At 65.7% G+C, this 17,729-nt stretch carries 17 protein-coding genes; 12 read left to right on the top strand and 5 right to left on the bottom strand.

All coding sequences use genetic code 11. The features are described from left to right. Position 1: 1 nt before the first annotated feature. Entirely contained in the window at positions 2-322 is a 321-nt protein-coding gene (locus tag KUW62_RS09760) for a hypothetical protein (protein WP_224815294.1), read from the bottom strand. Beyond that, positions 315-1,301, bottom strand: a complete 987-nt coding sequence (cobS, locus tag KUW62_RS09755; RefSeq protein ID WP_224817084.1) for a cobaltochelatase subunit CobS — start codon at positions 1,299-1,301, stop codon at positions 315-317. Before cobS ends, KUW62_RS09760 begins: the two co-directional genes overlap by 8 nt. A gap of 135 nt (positions 1,302-1,436) precedes the next feature. Here cobS and KUW62_RS09750 point away from each other — a divergent pair, with 135 nt between their 5' ends. The 3 genes from KUW62_RS09750 (at position 1,437) to KUW62_RS09740 (ending at position 3,384) form a co-directional block, all read left to right on the top strand. Further along, entirely contained in the window at positions 1,437-1,979 is a 543-nt protein-coding gene (locus KUW62_RS09750; protein ID WP_224815293.1) for a sigma-70 family RNA polymerase sigma factor, read from the top strand. Next, a complete protein-coding gene (locus KUW62_RS09745; RefSeq protein ID WP_224815292.1) occupies positions 1,976-2,680 on the top strand; it encodes an anti-sigma factor domain-containing protein in 705 nt (234 codons plus the stop codon). The genes KUW62_RS09750 and KUW62_RS09745 overlap by 4 nt, the downstream gene beginning before the upstream one ends. 143 nt (positions 2,681-2,823) lie before the next feature. Then, on the top strand, positions 2,824-3,384 hold the full coding sequence (locus KUW62_RS09740; protein WP_224815291.1) for a fasciclin domain-containing protein: 561 nt from the start codon (positions 2,824-2,826) through the stop codon (positions 3,382-3,384). A 238-nt stretch (positions 3,385-3,622) separates the two neighbouring features. Here the strand turns inward: KUW62_RS09740 and KUW62_RS09735 are convergent, their stop codons facing one another. Beyond that, positions 3,623-5,383 (bottom strand): serine protease, encoded by a 1,761-nt coding sequence (locus tag KUW62_RS09735; protein WP_224815290.1) that lies wholly within the window; start codon positions 5,381-5,383, stop codon positions 3,623-3,625. Between the two features lie 249 nt (positions 5,384-5,632). On the opposite strand from KUW62_RS09735, the gene KUW62_RS09730 reads away from it, so the two are divergent. From KUW62_RS09730 to KUW62_RS09700, 7 genes are all read left to right on the top strand, one after another. After that, positions 5,633-6,562, top strand: coding sequence for a glycine--tRNA ligase subunit alpha (locus tag KUW62_RS09730; protein WP_224815289.1), 930 nt, complete (start codon positions 5,633-5,635; stop codon positions 6,560-6,562). After that, positions 6,559-7,023, top strand: a complete 465-nt coding sequence (locus KUW62_RS09725) for a DUF6446 family protein (RefSeq protein WP_224815288.1) — start codon at positions 6,559-6,561, stop codon at positions 7,021-7,023. Before KUW62_RS09730 ends, KUW62_RS09725 begins: the two co-directional genes overlap by 4 nt. Continuing rightward, on the top strand, positions 7,024-7,707 hold the full coding sequence (locus KUW62_RS09720) for an FkbM family methyltransferase (RefSeq protein ID WP_224815287.1): 684 nt from the start codon (positions 7,024-7,026) through the stop codon (positions 7,705-7,707). A gap of 4 nt (positions 7,708-7,711) precedes the next feature. Beyond that, positions 7,712-9,799 (top strand): glycine--tRNA ligase subunit beta, encoded by a 2,088-nt coding sequence (glyS, locus tag KUW62_RS09715; protein WP_224815286.1) that lies wholly within the window; start codon positions 7,712-7,714, stop codon positions 9,797-9,799. A 151-nt stretch (positions 9,800-9,950) separates the two neighbouring features. After that, positions 9,951-12,494, top strand: coding sequence for a putative PEP-binding protein (locus KUW62_RS09710; RefSeq protein WP_224815285.1), 2,544 nt, complete (start codon positions 9,951-9,953; stop codon positions 12,492-12,494). Between the two features lie 162 nt (positions 12,495-12,656). Then, positions 12,657-13,346: a cell wall hydrolase gene (locus tag KUW62_RS09705; protein ID WP_224815284.1), complete on the top strand. Its 690-nt coding sequence runs from the start codon at positions 12,657-12,659 to the stop codon at positions 13,344-13,346. Between the two features lie 96 nt (positions 13,347-13,442). Then, entirely contained in the window at positions 13,443-14,372 is a 930-nt protein-coding gene (locus KUW62_RS09700) for a dihydroneopterin aldolase (RefSeq protein ID WP_224815283.1), read from the top strand. Here KUW62_RS09700 and KUW62_RS09695 read toward each other — a convergent pair. Beyond that, positions 14,369-14,809 (bottom strand): GNAT family N-acetyltransferase, encoded by a 441-nt coding sequence (locus KUW62_RS09695; RefSeq protein WP_224815282.1) that lies wholly within the window; start codon positions 14,807-14,809, stop codon positions 14,369-14,371. The genes KUW62_RS09700 and KUW62_RS09695 overlap by 4 nt on opposite strands. A gap of 97 nt (positions 14,810-14,906) precedes the next feature. Between KUW62_RS09695 and folP the strand changes: the two genes are divergently transcribed. Beyond that, complete coding sequence (folP, locus tag KUW62_RS09690) at positions 14,907-15,932, top strand: dihydropteroate synthase (RefSeq protein WP_224815281.1); 1,026 nt, start codon at positions 14,907-14,909, stop codon at positions 15,930-15,932. A 16-nt stretch (positions 15,933-15,948) separates the two neighbouring features. Then, positions 15,949-17,292 carry a phosphoglucosamine mutase gene (glmM, locus tag KUW62_RS09685; RefSeq protein ID WP_224815280.1) on the top strand — a complete coding sequence of 448 codons (1,344 nt, stop codon included), beginning with the start codon at positions 15,949-15,951 and terminating at the stop codon, positions 17,290-17,292. A gap of 9 nt (positions 17,293-17,301) precedes the next feature. Here the strand turns inward: glmM and KUW62_RS09680 are convergent, their stop codons facing one another. Continuing rightward, complete coding sequence (locus tag KUW62_RS09680; RefSeq protein ID WP_224815279.1) at positions 17,302-17,688, bottom strand: VOC family protein; 387 nt, start codon at positions 17,686-17,688, stop codon at positions 17,302-17,304. Positions 17,689-17,729 lie beyond the last annotated feature (41 nt).

Genomic DNA, 17,729 nt, shown 5'->3' with positions numbered 1-17,729 from the left:
ATCATACCAGCGATGCCGTGTATTGCCCGAGCTGCGATAGAAGATAGACGCCAACGGAGATGATGAAGAACCACAGGCCCGGTCGCCGCCGGACCAGCAACCCCAGCAGCCCGAACAGCATCGCGGTCGCGATCGTCCCCACCACATAGCCAAGCGCATAGGCCGGATCGACTTGGAAATCGGCGGTCAGGAGGGGCAGGCCGGCCAGCCCCCCGATCACGACCAAAGCGGCCAGCGGCCAAAGGCCCACCCGCCCGCGCGGCGCTTTGCCCGCTGGCGTCCGCTCCCCCGGAAGGGGCGGCGGTGTGCTGCCCTCAGCCAAGGCTCATCGAGGCGGCACTTTCGGGCAATTCCTCGTCAAAGCAGCGCTGGTAGAATTCTGCCACGGTCTGCCGCTCCAACTCGTCGCATTTGTTGAGGAACGACACCCGGAACGCATAGCCGACGTCGCGGAAGATTTCCGCGTTCTGCGCCCAGTTGATGACGGTCCGTGGCGACATGACGGTCGACAGCTCGCCGTTCATGAAGGCAGTCCGGGTCAGGTCGGCCACGGTGACCATCTGGTTCATCGTCCTGCGGCCGCCTTCGGTATTGTAATGCGGGTTCTTGGCTAGAACGATGTTCACCTCGGCATCGTGGGACAGGTAGTTCAGCGTCGCCACAAGGCTCCACCGGTCCATCTGCGCCTGGTTGATCTGCTGGGTGCCGTGGTAAAGGCCGGTCGTATCCCCCAGACCAACAGTGTTGGCGGTGGCGAACAGGCGGAAATTCGGGTTCGGGGTGATGATCTCGTTTTGATCCATCAGGGTCAGCTTGCCGTCATGTTCCAGCACGCGCTGGATCACGAACATCACATCCGCGCGGCCCGCATCGTATTCGTCGAAGACGATGGCCACGGGGTTGCGCAGCGCCCAGGGCAGGATACCTTCGTGGAATTCCGTGACCTGTTTGCCGTCGCGCAGCTTGATCGCGTCCTTGCCGATCAGGTCGATCCGGGAGATATGGCTGTCGAGGTTCACGCGCACCGTCGGCCAGTTCAGCCGTGCACCGACCTGTTCGATATGGGTCGACTTGCCGGTGCCGTGATAACCCTGCACCATCACACGGCGGTTATGGCCGAAGCCCGCCAGGATCGCGAGGGTCGTGTCGGGGTCGAATTTGTAGGTCGGGTCAATCTCGGGCACGCGGTCGGTCGGCTCGGCAAAGCCCTTGATCTTCATGTCCGTGTCGATGCCGAAGACATCACGGACCGAAAATTCCTCGGTTGGCTTTGCGTCGTGGTTCAAGCTGCCGTCGGCCATGGTGCCCTCAAATTCGTCGGAAATTCGCGTCGCGTCGGGATGCAACATATCTCGGTGCGCTGCAAGGGAAAGGGGGCTTGGCGACCGGCGGAAATGTGACTGGAAACCGGCCGTCGCCCATGATCTTGTGCCACGATGGACCCCTTGGCAGAGCTTGAAGACCTGATGGCCCGCGTGCAGGTGCGCGACCGGGCCGCGTTTTCCGCACTCTATGCCGCGACCTCGGCGAAACTATTCGGGGTGATTTGCCGTGTTCTGAAGGACAGGGCGGCGGCGGAAGAGGTGTTGCAAGAGGTCTATGTGAAGATCTGGAACAAGGCGGACCGATATGCCGTGACGGGGCACAGCCCGATGTCATGGCTGATCACCATTGCGCGCAACAGCGCCATTGACCGATTGCGTGCCCGCGGGCCGGTGACACAGGATGTGGACAGGATCTACGACCTCGCGGCCCCCGGCCCGACGCCGGAGCAATCGGCGGTCGCGGGGGATGAGGCGCGCCGGATCGTGGCCTGCCTGGAGGAGCTGGCGCCCGACCGCGCCGATGCGGTGCGCGGTGTCTACCTTGACGGCCAGTCCTACCAGGATCTGGCGGAGCGTCATTCAGTGCCGCTCAATACAATGAAAACCTGGCTGCGGCGCAGCCTGATCAGTCTCAAGGAGTGTTTGGCGCGATGAGCGGCGGCGCGGATATCGACCCGGACCGGGATGCGGAGGCGGCGGAATACGCGCTTGGCCTGCTGGAGCCCGAGGCGCGCGCCGCGTTCGAGACCCGGTTGGCGGCAGACCCCGCCCTGCGTGCCGAGGTCACGGCCTGGGAGGCGCATTTCGCCGCCATGGCCGAGACTGAAGTGACGCCGGTTCCGCCCCCCGTCCGCGCCAAGGCACGGATTGACGCCGCACTTTTCGGGGCGACGGGCCAGGGCGCGCAGCCCGGCGGGTTGTGGCACCGGATCGCCTTCTGGCGCGGCCTTGGCCTGGCCGGTATCGCGGCGTCCGCCGTGCTCGCGCTGCTGCTTCTGGTCCCCACTGCACCGACCCAGCCGGACCGCTTCGCCGTCCAACTCCTGCCCGCCGACAGTGAGCAGAGCTTCCTTGCCCTCGTGGGGCCGGACCTCACCACCTTGACCATCAACCGCGTGGACGGCATCGCGGCGGAGGGTCGGGCGCAGGAAGTCTGGGCCATTCTCGGGGACAATGCGCCGGTCTCCCTCGGCCTTCTGGGGCCCGACGGACGTGCGGATCTGGTCCTGCCCGAAGCGTTGCGCCCGCTGATCGCCGATCTGGTCATCGCCGTCAGTGACGAGCCGCCCGGCGGCTCCCCCACCGGCGCACCCACGGGCGCGGTTCTGGCCGCGGGCGGCGTGGTGTCACTGTAGCTCGCAAACGCCCCGCTGTTTCACGGCTTTGGCCAAGAACGCGCAAGAAAATCCGAATTTGTTGAAACCCTGGGCGCGTCGCCGCCGTGGCTTCTCTTGTCTCCGGGTCAGACCCGGTTCATCAACCAAGAGGATGTCATCACATGACGACCACACGTTTCACCACGACCCTTGCCGCCGCCACGCTTCTGGCCGGGGCTGCCTTTGCCGATGGCCACGCCAACCCGCAGGTCGGCGGCGCGGATATGCTGGCAGAGCTTAACATCGTCGAGAATGCGATGAACTCCCCGATCCACACCACGCTCGTCGCCGCCGTGTCGGCTGCCGGTCTTGTGGAGACCCTGTCCGGCGAGGGTCCGTTCACCGTCTTCGCGCCCACCGATGAGGCGTTCGCGGCCCTGCCCGATGGCACCGTCGATACGCTCCTGATGGAGGAAAACCTCGACCAACTGACCACGATCCTGACCTGCCATGTTGTCGGCGCAGAGGCGTTTTCGGACGCCATCGGTGGCATGATCGCCGACGACGGCGGTGCGCATCCGGTGGAGACCCTGGGCGGCTGCACCCTGACGGCTGAAATGGATGGCGAGATGATCACCCTGACCGATGAACAGGGCCGCGTCGCGACCGTCACGGTGGCCGATGTGGACCAATCGAACGGCGTGATCCACGTGATCGACGCCGTTCTTCTGCCCGCAATGTGATCCGCAAACGGTCGGCGACCCGGTCAGGGAGGCGGGTCGCACGCCCGGGTGGGGGAAGGGGTGCTTGGCCGCTCCGTCCCACCGCCGAAATCCTGTCCCAATACCTTCCTGCCGGGCCTGATCCCGATCGGCGATCGCTTGTCCTCGTCGTCGGTCCGTCCCCGGATCGGGTCCCCTGAAACCGCGAAAAGGCCGGGAGTCGCTGCCCGGCCTTTTCCTAGCGTCCCCTGAACGGGGTTTAGTTCCAGCAGCTGATCCGAACCGTCATGTCGGCGGCTTCCCGGCTCAGGTTCTCGCGATTCAATGCGCCCGCAGGCTCCGCCTGGGTGACGACAACGCCCGCACCTTCAAGGATCGCGATCAATTGGTCCGCGCGCAGTGCCAGTGTCACTTCGTTCGGCAATTGCCGCCCCTCGACCGTGCCGGGCAGAACCATGCCGATCACATTGCCCGTCAGGTCCATGACCGGGCCGCCGGCCTCGGTCTCGGCCGTGGCCACATCCAGGCGCTGCACGCTTTCCTCGCCGTTCACTCCGCGCAGATCCGCGAGGCTGCCGAAGGTGGTCGATGCCGCGGAAAGGGCTCCGCCGAACGGATACCCGGCAACTGCGATGTCGGAGCGCAGGCGACCGGGATTGGCGGAGAGGCGGGCAAAGCCAAGCGGAGCAAGCGCCTGGGACGGGCGCAGGACGGCCACGCCAAGCGCGTCATCGCGGAACGCGACCTCCGCCTCATAGGCATTGTCGATCAGGATCTGTTCGCACTGACCCACCACTTCCGTCGTGGTCAGAACCGTACCCTGCCCATCGAGGAAGAAGCCTGTGCGGACCAGATCGGGACGGCGCACGGTCAGCCCCGACACCATGTCGACCGACTCGTCCAGCCCCTCCGGCACGGCGGCCGGATCGAGCGTTCCGTCCACGGCCGCGAAGCTTGCCTGCATCATCGGCAGCACGCGGGCCATCTGCTCATCCGCCGACGGCTCCCAGATCAAGGTGAATCCCTTCACGGCCCCACCCACGAGGCGCGCCTCGGTGTGGGAACGCAGGCTGGCCGATTGCCCGGTCAGAACGAAGCTGTCACTCCCGCGCTCGCGGGCGCCTTCCAAGGGCACGATGTCGAGCGTCTGCATGATCTCGTACAGACCGAAGAGTGTCGCGCGATCGCCGGGCTGGCTGATCAGCATCACCCGCACACCGCTGTCGTTGCGCTCTTCATATTGCGCGAAGGGGAAGTTGTAGGACCCGAATTCGACCATCGCCATCGGCAGGTCGATCTGGATGCCCGCCCGCTGGTCCAGCACGTTCTGCATCCCCAACGCGGCCAATTCGCCCTGATACTCGCTCAGCAATTGCGCGCGCTGGCGCGTGGTCAGGATGCCCGTGGGCTCCATCCCGCGGCTTTCCTGGTAGGCCTGCATGGACCCGCGCGTGCCGGGGCCGAACGCGCCGTCGATGCCGCCGGTATAGAACCCGAACCATTGCAGCGCGATTTGCAGCGCGTCGCGTTCCTCGCGCGTCAGCTGCGCTTCAGACTGGCGGGCCTGCTGCACCGTCTCGTCGGGGATTTCCACGAGCTGCGGTGCTTCCTCCGCCACTTCCGTTGCGGTTTCCGATGCCGTTTCATCGACCTCGGCCACGCCGCCGCCTTGCAGCGTGTTGGTGCCGACGGGGAAGAATTGCGTGGCGTAAAGGTCGCCGTCCTCAAGGAAACTGTCGCGCGGGATCAGGCCCTGACCCAGAAGCTCGCGCAGCACCTGTTGACCGGTCGCCGGGTCGTAGGGACCAAGGGCCACAGCATAAAGACCCGTCGTCGCGCGGAAGCCGTTCACGTTTTGCACCAGTTGCGAATAGGCGCGCACGCGGGCCTCGGCGGTGGCGAGGTTCGGATGCGCCTCGATCTGGACCCACACACGCTCCTGCGCCTCGGCGGTTCCCGTAATCCCCAGTGTCGCCACCGCAAGGAAAGCAAGCGCAAGCGCGCTGCGCAAATACTGCATCACCATGATGTTCACAAAACCCTGTCGTTCGCTAATCTTCGATTGCGCCTTGACCGCCCGAAATTGCGGGAAACCGGCGCTCCACGGGCGGGTTTACCCTTGGATTCGTTCGATTGCACCCCGTTTGCGTATCGATTTTCGCCATCCGTGGCGCAGATGTGCCAAATCCAATGGCGCGCGCCCGCGTTGACCCTTGCCGCGCCCCCGTCTACTCAGGCGCGAAACGCGCTCGACCCCGGAGGGCCCGCCATGGCCGACCTGATCAAACCCCGTTCCTTCCAGGAGATTATCCTGCGTCTTCAGGCCTACTGGGCCGAAAAGGGCTGCGCGGTGATGCAACCCTACGATATGGAGGTCGGCGCGGGCACGTTTCACCCGGCCACGACCCTGCGCTCCCTCGGCTCCAACCCGTGGGCCGCGGCCTACGTGCAGCCCTCGCGCCGCCCAACCGACGGGCGCTACGGCGAGAACCCGAACCGCTTGCAGCACTACTACCAATACCAGGTCATCATCAAACCCTCCCCGCCGGACCTTCAGGACCTCTATCTCGGCTCCCTGAGGGCCATCGGCATCGACACCGACATCCACGATATCCGCTTCGTAGAGGATGATTGGGAAAGCCCCACCCTCGGCGCCTGGGGACTGGGGTGGGAGGTCTGGTGCGACGGCATGGAAGTCAGCCAATTCACCTACTTCCAGCAGGTTGGCGGCCATGATTGCCACCCGGTCTCGGGGGAGCTGACCTATGGCCTCGAACGGCTGGCCATGTACGTGCTCGAAATCGACCATGTCATGGACATGCCCTACAACGACCCCGACGCGCCCATCGCGCTCAGTTACGGCGATGTCTTCCGCCAGACGGAGGAGGAATATTCCCGCCACAACTTCGATGCTGCAACCACCGAAACCCTCCTCAGGCATTTCGAAGATGCGGAGGCGGAGTGCAAGCAATTGCTGGACCGACCCGCGATCGACCCCAAGACCGGCAAGCACATCATCATGGTGCATCCGGCCTATGACCAGGCGATCAAGGCCTCGCACCTGTTCAACCTTCTGGATGCGCGCGGCGTGATCTCCGTCACCGAACGGCAGGCCTATATCGGGCGGGTCCGGGCGCTCACCAAGATGTGCGCCGATGCCTTCGTGCAGACAGGGGCCGGCGGGGCGGATGCCGCATGACCTCCGGGCGCGCCACGGTTCTGGTGATCCTCGTGGTCACGATCCTCTTCGGGATCGGCATGTGGTACGCCAACACGCGCGCCTATTACGTCCCGCTCGATGAGGTGACGATCGAGCTGCAACGCCCCGATGGCACCCTGACAGCCCTGGAAATCGCGGGGGCGGAGGGGATCGACGCCGACAGCTCCCCCCTGCGGTTCCGGGCCTGTTTCCGGGTGGAGCCTGAGCGGGTGGCGGCCCTGATCGCCGAAGCCATGCCGTATGAGGATGCCACACCGCTCACCACGCCCGCCTGGTTCGATTGCTTCGATGCCACCTTCATCGGGGCGGCGATCGAGGCAGGCGATGCCACCGCCCTCCTTGGTCAGCGCAATATCGAACGCGGCGTGGACCGCGTGGTGGCGATTTTTCCCGATGGCCGGGGTTTTGCGTGGCACCAGTTGAATGAGACGCTGGAATAGATGGTCAATCAGGCCGAATTCGACGCGCTGCAACAGGATTACACCGCCTTCCAGCGCCGCCACTGGCGCCGCCTCAAGAAACAATACGCGCGTGGCGTGATGGACGGCATCCTGGCCCTGCTGCGCCCCGGCGACATCGTGCTGGATTGCGGGGCCAATGTGGGTGCGGTGGCCGAGCCGCTGGCCAGGACCGGGGCCACTGTCCTTTGCTTTGAACCCGACCCTTACGCTTTCGCCCGCCTGACCGACCGCTTGGGGGATCACCCGAATGTCACGCTGCACCACGCCGCCGTTGGTGTGACCGCCGGAACGGCGCGCCTGATGCGGGCGGCGAATTTCGACGACAATCCCGGCAACGCATCGGTCAAGAGCACGCTGATCCCCGGCGGGTTCAACATCGACGAGGAGACAGGCATCGACGTTCCCGTCCTCTCCCTGCCGGACATCCTGGATGACCTGATCGACACCCACGGCCAGATCGCCTTTCTCAAGCTCGATATCGAGGGGGCGGAGCTGGACCTACTGGAACATCTCCACGCCCGATCGCTGTTCGATCACATCCGCCTGACCGTGGCCGAGACCCACGAAAAGAAATTTCCCGCACTCCGCCCCCGATTTGCCGCCTTGCGCGGCACCCTCAGTGCGGCCTATCCCCCCACACGCGTAAACCTCGACTGGATCTGAGCCGATGCCCGACCTTCTTCTTGAGCTGTTCTCCGAAGAAATCCCCGCCCGGATGCAGGGAAAGGCCGCCGACGACCTCAAGCGGCTTGTCACCGATGGGTTGGTGGAAGCCGGACTGACCTACGCCTCCGCCGGGGCCTTCGCCACGCCCCGCCGCCTTACCCTGACCGTCGAAGGCCTGAACGAGGCCTCCCCCACCACGACGGAGGAGCGTCGCGGCCCCAAGGTTGGCGCGCCAGACAAGGCGTTGGACGGGTTCCTGCGTGGGGCAGGGGTGGCGCGTGAGGATCTGGAGGAGCGGGAGGACAAGAAAGGCACGTTTTACTACGCCAAGGTGACGACCGAAGGCCGCCCCGCTGCCGACATCATTGCCGATCTCATCCCCGGCGTGATCCGCAATTTCCCTTGGCCCAAATCAATGCGCTGGGGCGCGGGCAGCTTGCGTTGGGTGCGTCCGCTCCACTCCATCCTGTGCATCTTGACCCGTGAGGACGGGGCCGAGGTTGTCCCCTTCGATGTGGACGGCATCGCGTCCGGCAACACGACCGAGGGGCATCGCTTCATGGCCCCGGGCCGCTTCGCCGTGTCGTCGTTCGAGGATTACGAGGCCAAGCTGCGCGCCGCGAAGGTCGTCTTGTCAGCTGAGGCGCGTGCCGAGGCGATCTGGCACGACGCCACCAACATGGCCTTCGCCGCAGGGCTCGAAGTCGTTGAAGACAAAGGACTTCTGGCCGAGGTCGCGGGGCTGGTCGAATGGCCCGTCGTCCTGATGGGGGAGATCGGGGAGGATTTTCTGGGCCTGCCTGCGGAAGTCTTGCAAACCTCCATGCGGGAGCACCAGAAGTTCTTTTCCGTCCGCAACCCCGCCACGGGCCGGATCGAACGCTTCATCACCGTCGCCAATCGGGAGACCGCCGATCAGGGCGCCACGATCATCGCGGGCAACGCCAAGGTGCTGTCCGCCCGTCTGGCGGATGCGAAGTTCTTCTGGGACAACGATCTGCGCATTGCGCGCGCTGGTATGGGCGACTGGCAGGAGGCGCTGAAAAGCGTGACCTTCGAGCGGCGCTTGGGCAGCCAGGCCGAGCGGGTGGACCGCATCGCCGCCCTCGCCCGCGAGATCGCCCCCATGGTCGGCGCGGACCCCATAGCGGCCGAGACGGCAGCGCGGATCGCCAAGGCCGATCTGTCGTCCGAGATGGTCTTCGAATTCCCCGAACTTCAAGGGGTTATGGGCAAGTACTACGCGTTGGAAGCGGGCCTCGACCCCGCCATCGCCGCCGTGGCAGAGGAGCATTACGCGCCCCTGGGACCCACCGACGACGTCCCCACCGCGCCTTTGTCGGTCGCGGTGGCACTGGCCGACAAGCTGGACCTGCTGACGGGGTTCTGGGCGATTGACGAAAAGCCGACGGGGTCGAAGGACCCGTTTGCGCTGCGGAGGGCGGCGTTGGGGGTTATTCGCCTTATCGTGGAGAATGGGCACCAATTCCCACTCCAGTCCGTTGCGATTGCCGCTGTTTCCAAGGGCCACGGCAAAGATCATCAAACAACGGTCGATCTGACCTGTGATCTGATCGCATTCATCCACGATCGCCTGAAGGTTCTCTTGCGTGCTGAGGGCGTTCGGCACGATGTGATCGATGCTTGCCTGGGCGGAGCCAGCGATGACGTACTGGACCTCTTGGTCAAACGCGCCCGCGCGCTCCAGGCCTTCCTCGACACGCCCGATGGCGAGAACCTGATCCAAGGCTACAAGCGCTCCGCCAATATCCTCTCCCAGGCCGAAGCGAAGGACGGCGTCGAATACCGCTACGGCGCGGACGTAAAATTCGCTGAGACGCCCGAGGAACAGGCGCTCTTCGCCGCGCTCGACAATGCCAATGCCGCCATCCAACCGGCGCTGGAGGCGGAGGATTTCACCTCTGCCATGTCCGAAATGGCTAAGCTGCGCGCGCCCATCGACGCGTTTTTCGAGGCCGTTCAGGTCAACGCCGACAGCGATATCCTGCGGCGCAATCGCCTCAACCTGCTCCACGACATCACCCAGACCTGCGGGTCCGTCGCGGACCTGTCGCGAATCGACAATTAGCGTCGTTAACCATTCTCGCCGCGCTGCAGCGATCACTTTTCTTTGCAGTTGCGGCGAAAATCACCCGTTTGGACAGGCACGCCGTCTGCACATGTAGACACATCGCCATTGGGATGTATCGTGTGCCCACGTTCCAACCGGAGGCGAGCCGATGCTCACCACGCCCGATTTCACCGAGATCACGGCCAATGCCGATGTCCGCAAGACGCGGCATGGCAACCGTGCGAAATGCCTGCAACGGTTGATCCGCCTCGATCTGCCCGTGCCGCAGACCGCCGCGCTCAGCTTCGATACGGTGCGCGCGATTGCCGATGGCCGGATGCCGGATCTGGAGGCTCTGGTCGGTCTTTTCGGGGAAAACACGCTTCTGTCCGTCCGGTCCTCCTCGGAAACGCCGGATTGGGGCGGGCCGGGGACGATCCTGAATATCGGCATGTCGGACAACGTGGCCGAACATCTGTCCGAAACCCACGGGCCGGACGTGGCCAACGCCGCCTACACCGCCTTCATCCGGACCTACGCCGTGGAGGTGCATCGCCTCGACGCGGACGCTTTCGAGGGGCCGATCACACCCCGCCTGGCCAAGGACGCCTACGAATCCGAGATGGATGAGCCGTTTCCCCAGGACAGCGCGACGCAACTGGCCGAAGTTCTGCGCGCCATGGCCCGCGCGTGGGAGGGGACGACGGCACGCCTTCTCCGCCAGGCCCAGGGCGCGCCTGCCGACGCGGGCCTCGGCCTCGTGGTGCAGAAAATGGCGCTTGGTCCGGCCCGCGGGGTGTCCGGCGCGGGCGTGGTTCAATTCGTCTCCTCCGAAACCGGGGAGGCGCAGGTCACGGGCCGGTACCTGCCGCGCGGCCAGGGACGGCAGGCGCTGACCGAAGGGGCGGCGCAATACATCGAGACGGACGATCGCGGCCCCGCCCTGGAGGATGCCGCGCCCGAGGTCGTGCAGGCCCTGCGCGACGCCGCGGCCCTCATGCGCACCCGCCTGCGGGAGGAGATGCAGACGGAATTTACCTTGATGGACGGTGAGTTATTCATTCTCGACGCTGTACGCGCGCCCCGCTCTGCCCGGGCGGAAGTCGCGATTGCCGTGGCGCTGGCCGAGGACAAGGTGATCCCCCGCGAAGAGGCGCTGACACGCATCCCGCCCTTCACGCTCAACGGCCTTCTGCACCGCCAGATCAGCGCCGATGCGGAACGTGACGTGCTGACCTCCGGCGTGCCCGCGGCCCCCGGTGCCGCATCGGGGCGCATCGCCTTCACCGCCGCCACCGCCCAGGCCATGGCCGCCCAGGGGGAGCCGTGCATCCTCGTGCGCCGCGAAACCAGCCCCGAGGATATTCGCGGAATGCACGCGGCCCAGGCGATCCTGACCGAACGCGGTGGGGCGACCTCCCACGCCGCCGTCATCGCGCGCGGCCTCGGTCTGCCCTGCGTGGCCGGGGCGACCCGCCTGCAACTGGATATGCGCAAGAAAACCCTGACCGTGCCGGGCCGCAAGGTGTTCCACGAAGGCGATGTCATCACCATCGACGGCACGTTGGGGGAAGTTCTGGCCGGCCGCACCGAGATGGTGGAACCGGCGCTTGGCGGTGCCTTTGCCACCTTGATGGATTGGTCCGACGAGGCGCGCGATATCGGCATCCGCGCCAATGCCGACACGCCCGAGGATGCCGCCATGGCGCAGCGCTTTGGCGTGGATGGCATCGGCCTGTGCCGGACGGAGCATATGTTCTTTGACGCGAACCGCATGACGGTGATGCGAGAGATGATCTTTGCCGAGAACGCGCCGGATCGGCAGGCCGCCCTGGATCGCCTGCTGCCCATGCAGCGCGCTGATTTCATTGAGTTATTCAAGCTGATGAAGGGTCAGACGGTCACCATCCGCCTGTTTGATCCGCCCTTGCACGAATTCCTGCCCACCGACCGCGAAGGTATTCGCGCGCTGGCCGATGCACTGGATCTGCCGGTCAGTCGCGTGGCCTCGCGGGTCGAGAGCCTTCAGGAATACAACCCCATGCTGGGTCTGCGCGGGGTTCGGCTTGGCGTGACGATCCCCGAGATCTACGAAATGCAGGCCCGCGCGATCTTCGAGGCGACGATCAAGGTGACCAAGAAGGGCGCCCCGATCGAGCCCGAGATCATGATCCCCCTCGTCTCCGCCAAGAAGGAGGTGGAGCTGGTCAAGGCGCGCGTCGACGCCATCGCGGCGGAGGTCGCGGCCAAGTCCGGGCAGGACTTCACCTACCGCCTCGGCGTGATGGTGGAGACGCCACGCGCCGCCCTGCGGGCCGGGGAAATCGCTGAAAGCTCTGCGTTTTTGTCCTTTGGAACCAACGACTTGACCCAGATGACCTACGGGCTCAGCCGCGACGATGCCGGGCGCTTCATGTCGGCTTATGTGCAACAGGGTGTCTTCGCAGAGGACCCGTTCCGGGAAATGGATATAGACGGGGTGGGGGAATTGCTGCTTCTTGGGGCCGAACGCGGCCGCGCGGTGCGCCCGGACCTGACACTCGCGCTCTGCGGGGAGCATGGCGGGCATCCCGATGCCATCGCGTTTTGCCGCAAGGCGGGCTTCAACTACGTCTCCGTCTCGCCGTTCCGGGTGCCGGTCGCCAAACTGGCCGCTGCGCAAATATCCATCAAAGACAAAGCGTTGCCCGAGGACGCTGATCCATCACTTTAACGGTATCCGTCGCAAAATCTTGTTGGGTGTTAACCACTTTCCGCAAGATTAAGGGCAGATTTTGCCGATTTCACGAACTGCGTTAACACCGCCGCCAACAACAAGGGGCCAGAATCCACGAGCAGAATGGGTTCGGCCATAATCCCTGGAAGGGTGACGCAGATGATGGACCGCCTCTGGGCCGCGCTTGGCGCGGGCCTAATTGCTTTGTGCGCCGGGGCAGGCGCATCGGCACAGAACATTTCGGAACTGGATGTGACGCTCAGCACGTCGGCATCGGCCTCGGGCCTGTCGGGCGTGCTGGATCAGTTGATGGGGATGGAGGCCGCGTCGCTTTCGGGGTTGAGCGAGCGGCGCATCCGGCGCATCGCGTCGCCTTTCGCGCCCGCGGCCCGAAACGCCGACGACCCCCGCATCCTTTCGGGCGCGGCGTTGGACGCCCTAAACCCGCCGCGCGGCAATGCCCAGTGGCGCTGCCTGACCGAGGCGCTTTACTTCGAGGCGCGCGGCGAACCGATCGAGGGGCAATATGCGGTGGCGGAGGTGATCCTGAACCGCGTCGACCATGCCAATTACCCCGACACGATCTGCGGGGTCATCAACCAGGGGACGGGTCGGCAATTCGCTTGCCAGTTTACCTATACCTGCGATGGCCGTCCGGAGGAGATTGCAGATACCGGCGCGTGGCACCGCCTGGGCCATATCGCGCGGATCATGATGGATGGCGGCCCGCGCGATCTGACGGCGGGGGCCACCCACTATCACGCCGATTGGGTCAGCCCGAACTGGTCGCGCATCTATCCGCGGACCGCCTCCATCGGCATCCACGCATTCTACCGCCAGCAATATTGAGCCTGTCGCAATTGACCTGACGAAGGACGCGACGAACCCCTGCGGCCCTGCGCTGCCCGTGCTACGTCCAGTCGTGACGCAACAGGGGCCACGCCGATGAGTGATGACATTTCCAACGCCTTCGCCCATCCCGCGGAACGCGCAAAGGCGACCGCCGACGGCGCGCCGCGCGACCGGATTTCCATGACCGACCATGTGCGGGAGGTGGAGATCGGGGCATTCCAGGCCGAGCGTGGGGTGACGCAGAAAATCCGCTTCGACGTGGTGGTGGAGGTGGAGACCCGCGCCGAGAGCGCGGTGGACGATGTGGACCAGATCCTCAGCTATGACACCATCGTGGAGGCGATCGACGCCGCCCTCGCCGCTGAACGCATGGACCTGTTGGAAACGCTGGCCGCCCGTATCGCCGACGCGATCATCGAACATCCGCTGGCCGCCCGTGTTTTCGTGCGGATCGGCAAGCTGGATCGCGGCCCCTTCACGTTGGGGGTGGAGATCGTTCGCGAGCCGCCCAAGGGCCGTCGACGCCTGCGCCTGCTGGCTGAGGCCGCCCCCCATCCCGTCGTCGTCTACCTGTCCAACGACGCCATCGCGCGCCCCGACCTCTCCGACCTGCTCGACCGGTTGGAGGGGATGAAGGCACCGCTGATCCTGTGCGTCGGGCCGCCCGATCTGCCGATCCCGCAGGCCGTCCACCCGATGCCGCAGCGACGTATCGCGCTCCTGGCGATCGAGCAATCGGCCTGGGTTCTGGCCGCACGTGATCCGCGCTGCGTCGTGGTCGACAGCCGGACGGAACTTGATTGGGCCATGAAGAACGGCCAGATCAGCGTCTGGGCGCCCTCAAAGCTGGTGCTGGATGCCGTCGATGGCCCGGACGCATCCGTAACCGATCCGGTTGCACTGGCCCGCTGGCTCGCCGACGGGTTCGAGGCGCTAAGGCTGATCCGGTTCGGTGATGGGTCGCCCGATGCGCCCCACACCTTTGCCGCCGATGCCATGCCCGCCGCGGCAGAGCTGGACTAGCAGCGCATCAACACGCTGTCGTCCGCACGCGCACCGGCATCCTTGAACCCCGCCTTTTCCAGCACACGCCGCGCCGCGATCTGCCCGGCCGGAACGTAGCCGAAGAAGCGATCCTCTTTCAGGTGCCGTCGCGCGTGATCGAGCGCGGAGGTGAGGAATTCGCTCGCCAGGCCCTGCCCCCAGAAGGCGGGCAGGAAGCGGAACACGATTTCAAGCCCATCCTCCCCGAAGCCGAGCCGGAAGCCGCCGACCCCCACGCATTGCCCCGCATGGCGCAGCGTCCACGGCGCGATCTGATGCCGGCGCCAATCCTGGATATCCCGGTCGAGGTTGCTTTCCCCCGCACCGTCGAACAGGGCGTCGTAAATCGGCAGCGCCCCGGGGCGGGGCGGTACGCCGCTCAAGCGCATGGTCTGGAAGGTCTGCGCGTCATCCATGGGACTGAGATAACCCGGAACCGGACCAATGCGAGGACAAAGTGCGACGTGATGCGCAAGCCTTGCGTCACCGACCCAAGCCGCGCTACGCGGCGCCATGACCATCTACTACCGCCCCATTCCCCAGATCGACCCGGTGCGCCCGGACGGGGCCTGCCCCCTGGCCGGGGGGACGGCGTGGTTCACCCATGCGGAACGGATCACGCGCGACGGGAATGCGAAAATTGTGCCCGCGGCGGACGTACCCGATGACTGGTGCACGGCCCTGACCGCGCCCCGCGCGCCGATTTGCGGGATGTCGATGGACCGGATGCGCCTGATGGGGATCCTGAACGTGACCCCGGACAGCTTTTCGGATGGCGGTGTTCACGCGGATGTCGACGAGGCCGTGGCGCGCGCCGACGCGATGCGCGCGGCCGGGGCCGACCTGATCGACATTGGCGGCGAATCGACCCGTCCGGGCGCGGAAGATGTGGCCGTCGAAGAAGAAATCGCCCGAATCGTCCCGGTCATCGCCGCCCTGATGGCGCGCAGCGCGCCGCCGATAATCAGCCTCGACACCCGGAAATCCGCCGTGGCCCGCGCGGGATTGGAGGCCGGGGCAGCGATTATCAACGACGTCTCGGGCCTGCGCTTCGATCCCGACCTTGCGGCATTGGCTGCCGACCGGGGCGCGCCGCTTGTCCTCATGCATTCCATCGCCACGCCCCAGACGATGCAGGCGCAGGCGGACACTGCCTACGGAGATGTCCTGCTGGACGTGTTCGACGGGCTCGCGCGCGCCGTTGCCAAGGCGACCGACGCCGGGGTGTCTCGGGACCGCATCGTGGTCGATCCCGGCATCGGCTTCGGCAAGACACAGGCGCAGAACCTTGCCTTGATCCAACGCCTTTCCCTGTTTCACGGGCTTGGCTGTCCGGTGCTTCTGGGTGTCTCGCGCAAAGGGTTCATCGGCCAGATCTCGGGCGAGGCGCGGGCGGATCGGCGCGGGCCGGGATCGGCGGGTGTTGGCCTATGGGCGGCAGGGCAGGGCATTCAGATTCTGCGCGTTCATGATATAGAGATGCACAAGCAGGCGCTGGACCTGTGGACCGCCAGCCGAAATGGCGCGGCCCCGACGTGATGAGGACGACCCGAGCATGACCCGCAAACTCTTCGGCACCGATGGCGTGCGAGGCACCGCGAACACGTATCCGATGACCGCCGATATGGCTTTGCGCCTGGGTGCTGCGGCGGGGCGGCATTTCCGCCGCGACGGCTCCGCCGGGCACCGGGTGGTGATCGGAAAGGACACGCGGCTTTCCGGCTACATGATCGAAAACGCGCTGACTGCCGGGCTGACATCCACGGGCATGAACGTGCTGCTTCTGGGGCCGGTGCCGACCCCCGCCGTGGGCCTGCTGACACCGTCGATGCGCGCCGATCTGGGGGTGATGATCTCCGCCAGCCACAACCCGGCCGTGGACAACGGGATCAAACTGTTCGGTCCCGATGGCTTCAAGCTCGATGACGCGGCCGAGGCCGCGATCGAGGAGATGGCGCTCAACGGCGTGGAGCCCGCGCGCCCCGACCGCATCGGGCGGGCCAAGCGCATCGACGATGGCCGCGCGCGGTATCTGGAGCGGGTGAAATCCACCTTCCCCTCCGATCTGCGCCTCGACGGCTTGAAGGTCGTGATCGACTGCGCCAACGGGGCCGCGTATCGCGCCGCACCGGAGGTGCTTTGGGAACTTGGCGCCGATGTCATTCCCATGGGCGTGGAGCCCAACGGCCTGAATATCAACGATGGATGCGGCTCCACCAAGCCCGAGGCTGCGGCGAAGCTGATCCGGGACATGGGCGCGGATGTGGGCATCTGCCTTGATGGCGACGCGGACCGCGTGATCCTGATCGACGAACGCGGGCAGGTGGCCGACGGCGATCAGATCATGGCGCTCTTCGCGAACAGGTGGGCGGAGGAAGGGCGGCTGAAGGGCCACACGCTCGCTGCCACCGTGATGTCCAACCTCGGCCTCGAACGCTACCTCGCCGACCGCCAGATCGTGCTGCACCGCACCGCCGTCGGTGATCGCAACGTGGTGGAGGCGATGCGAGAGCACGGGCTGAACCTGGGCGGGGAGCAGTCGGGCCATATCGTGATGACGGATTACGCCACCACCGGCGACGGGCTGATCGCGGGCCTGCAATTCCTGGCCGAAATGGTGCGCACCGGCAAACGCGCCAGCGCCCTGTCCCAGAATTTCGAGAAGGTGCCGCAACTCCTCAAGAACGTGCGCTACGGCGACGGCTCCACCCCGTTGGAGACGCCCGAAGTGCAGGCCGCCATCAAGGAGGGGGAGGCGCGGCTCGACGGCACCGGCCGCCTCCTGATCCGCAAATCGGGGACGGAACCGCTGATCCGCGTCATGGCCGAGGCGGAGGATGAAGCGCTGATGAAAGATGTCGTGGACGACATCGTGGGCGCCGTCGAAAGCGCCGTCTGACCCGCGCGCTCAGCCCCAGGCCGGCGGCTCCGTCGACGGGGCATAGGTGCCGAAACTCCATTCGTGCCCCTCGGGATCTGTGACGCGGTACCGCTCCGTCCCCCATTCCGTCGTCTCCGGCCCGAACACCAGCGTCGCGCCCGCCTCCATCGCGCGGGCGTGGTGGGCGGCGACGTCTTCCACCACCACGTAGATCCCGGGCGAGCCCTTGGGCAGATCTGCCGTGCCGACCAGGATCACCCCGTCGCCAAATGCCATTTCCGCATGGAGCAAAGTGCCGTCGTCGGCCATCTGCGCGAAATTGCGACGGAACCCGAACGCGCGTTCCAGGAATTCGATGCCCGCCACGCCGTCCGCGTAGCTCAGATAGGGAATGATCGTCGGGGAATGGGCCAATGCAGCGTCCTCCGTTTCGGCTCAAATGTTGTCCCGGTCAC

It is taken from the genome of Hasllibacter sp. MH4015 (assembly GCF_020177575.1).
In the GTDB taxonomy this organism is placed as follows: domain Bacteria; phylum Pseudomonadota; class Alphaproteobacteria; order Rhodobacterales; family Rhodobacteraceae; genus Gymnodinialimonas.
This window is presented reverse-complemented; position numbering and strand designations above follow the sequence as displayed.

What these genes read in the sequence shown, in the direction of transcription:
- cobS (WP_224817084.1), bottom strand. Translation starts at nt 1,301, where the DNA reads ATGGCCGACGGCAGCTTGAACCACGACGCAAAGCCAACCGAGGAATTT.
- KUW62_RS09750 (WP_224815293.1), top strand. Translation starts at nt 1,437, where the DNA reads ATGGACCCCTTGGCAGAGCTTGAAGACCTGATGGCCCGCGTGCAGGTG.
- KUW62_RS09745 (WP_224815292.1), top strand. Translation starts at nt 1,976, where the DNA reads ATGAGCGGCGGCGCGGATATCGACCCGGACCGGGATGCGGAGGCGGCG.
- KUW62_RS09740 (WP_224815291.1), top strand. Translation starts at nt 2,824, where the DNA reads ATGACGACCACACGTTTCACCACGACCCTTGCCGCCGCCACGCTTCTG.
- KUW62_RS09735 (WP_224815290.1), bottom strand. Translation starts at nt 5,383, where the DNA reads ATGCAGTATTTGCGCAGCGCGCTTGCGCTTGCTTTCCTTGCGGTGGCG.
- KUW62_RS09730 (WP_224815289.1), top strand. Translation starts at nt 5,633, where the DNA reads ATGGCCGACCTGATCAAACCCCGTTCCTTCCAGGAGATTATCCTGCGT.
- KUW62_RS09725 (WP_224815288.1), top strand. Translation starts at nt 6,559, where the DNA reads ATGACCTCCGGGCGCGCCACGGTTCTGGTGATCCTCGTGGTCACGATC.
- KUW62_RS09720 (WP_224815287.1), top strand. Translation starts at nt 7,024, where the DNA reads ATGGTCAATCAGGCCGAATTCGACGCGCTGCAACAGGATTACACCGCC.
- glyS (WP_224815286.1), top strand. Translation starts at nt 7,712, where the DNA reads ATGCCCGACCTTCTTCTTGAGCTGTTCTCCGAAGAAATCCCCGCCCGG.
- KUW62_RS09710 (WP_224815285.1), top strand. Translation starts at nt 9,951, where the DNA reads ATGCTCACCACGCCCGATTTCACCGAGATCACGGCCAATGCCGATGTC.
- KUW62_RS09705 (WP_224815284.1), top strand. Translation starts at nt 12,657, where the DNA reads ATGATGGACCGCCTCTGGGCCGCGCTTGGCGCGGGCCTAATTGCTTTG.
- KUW62_RS09700 (WP_224815283.1), top strand. Translation starts at nt 13,443, where the DNA reads ATGAGTGATGACATTTCCAACGCCTTCGCCCATCCCGCGGAACGCGCA.
- KUW62_RS09695 (WP_224815282.1), bottom strand. Translation starts at nt 14,809, where the DNA reads ATGGATGACGCGCAGACCTTCCAGACCATGCGCTTGAGCGGCGTACCG.
- folP (WP_224815281.1), top strand. Translation starts at nt 14,907, where the DNA reads ATGACCATCTACTACCGCCCCATTCCCCAGATCGACCCGGTGCGCCCG.
- glmM (WP_224815280.1), top strand. Translation starts at nt 15,949, where the DNA reads ATGACCCGCAAACTCTTCGGCACCGATGGCGTGCGAGGCACCGCGAAC.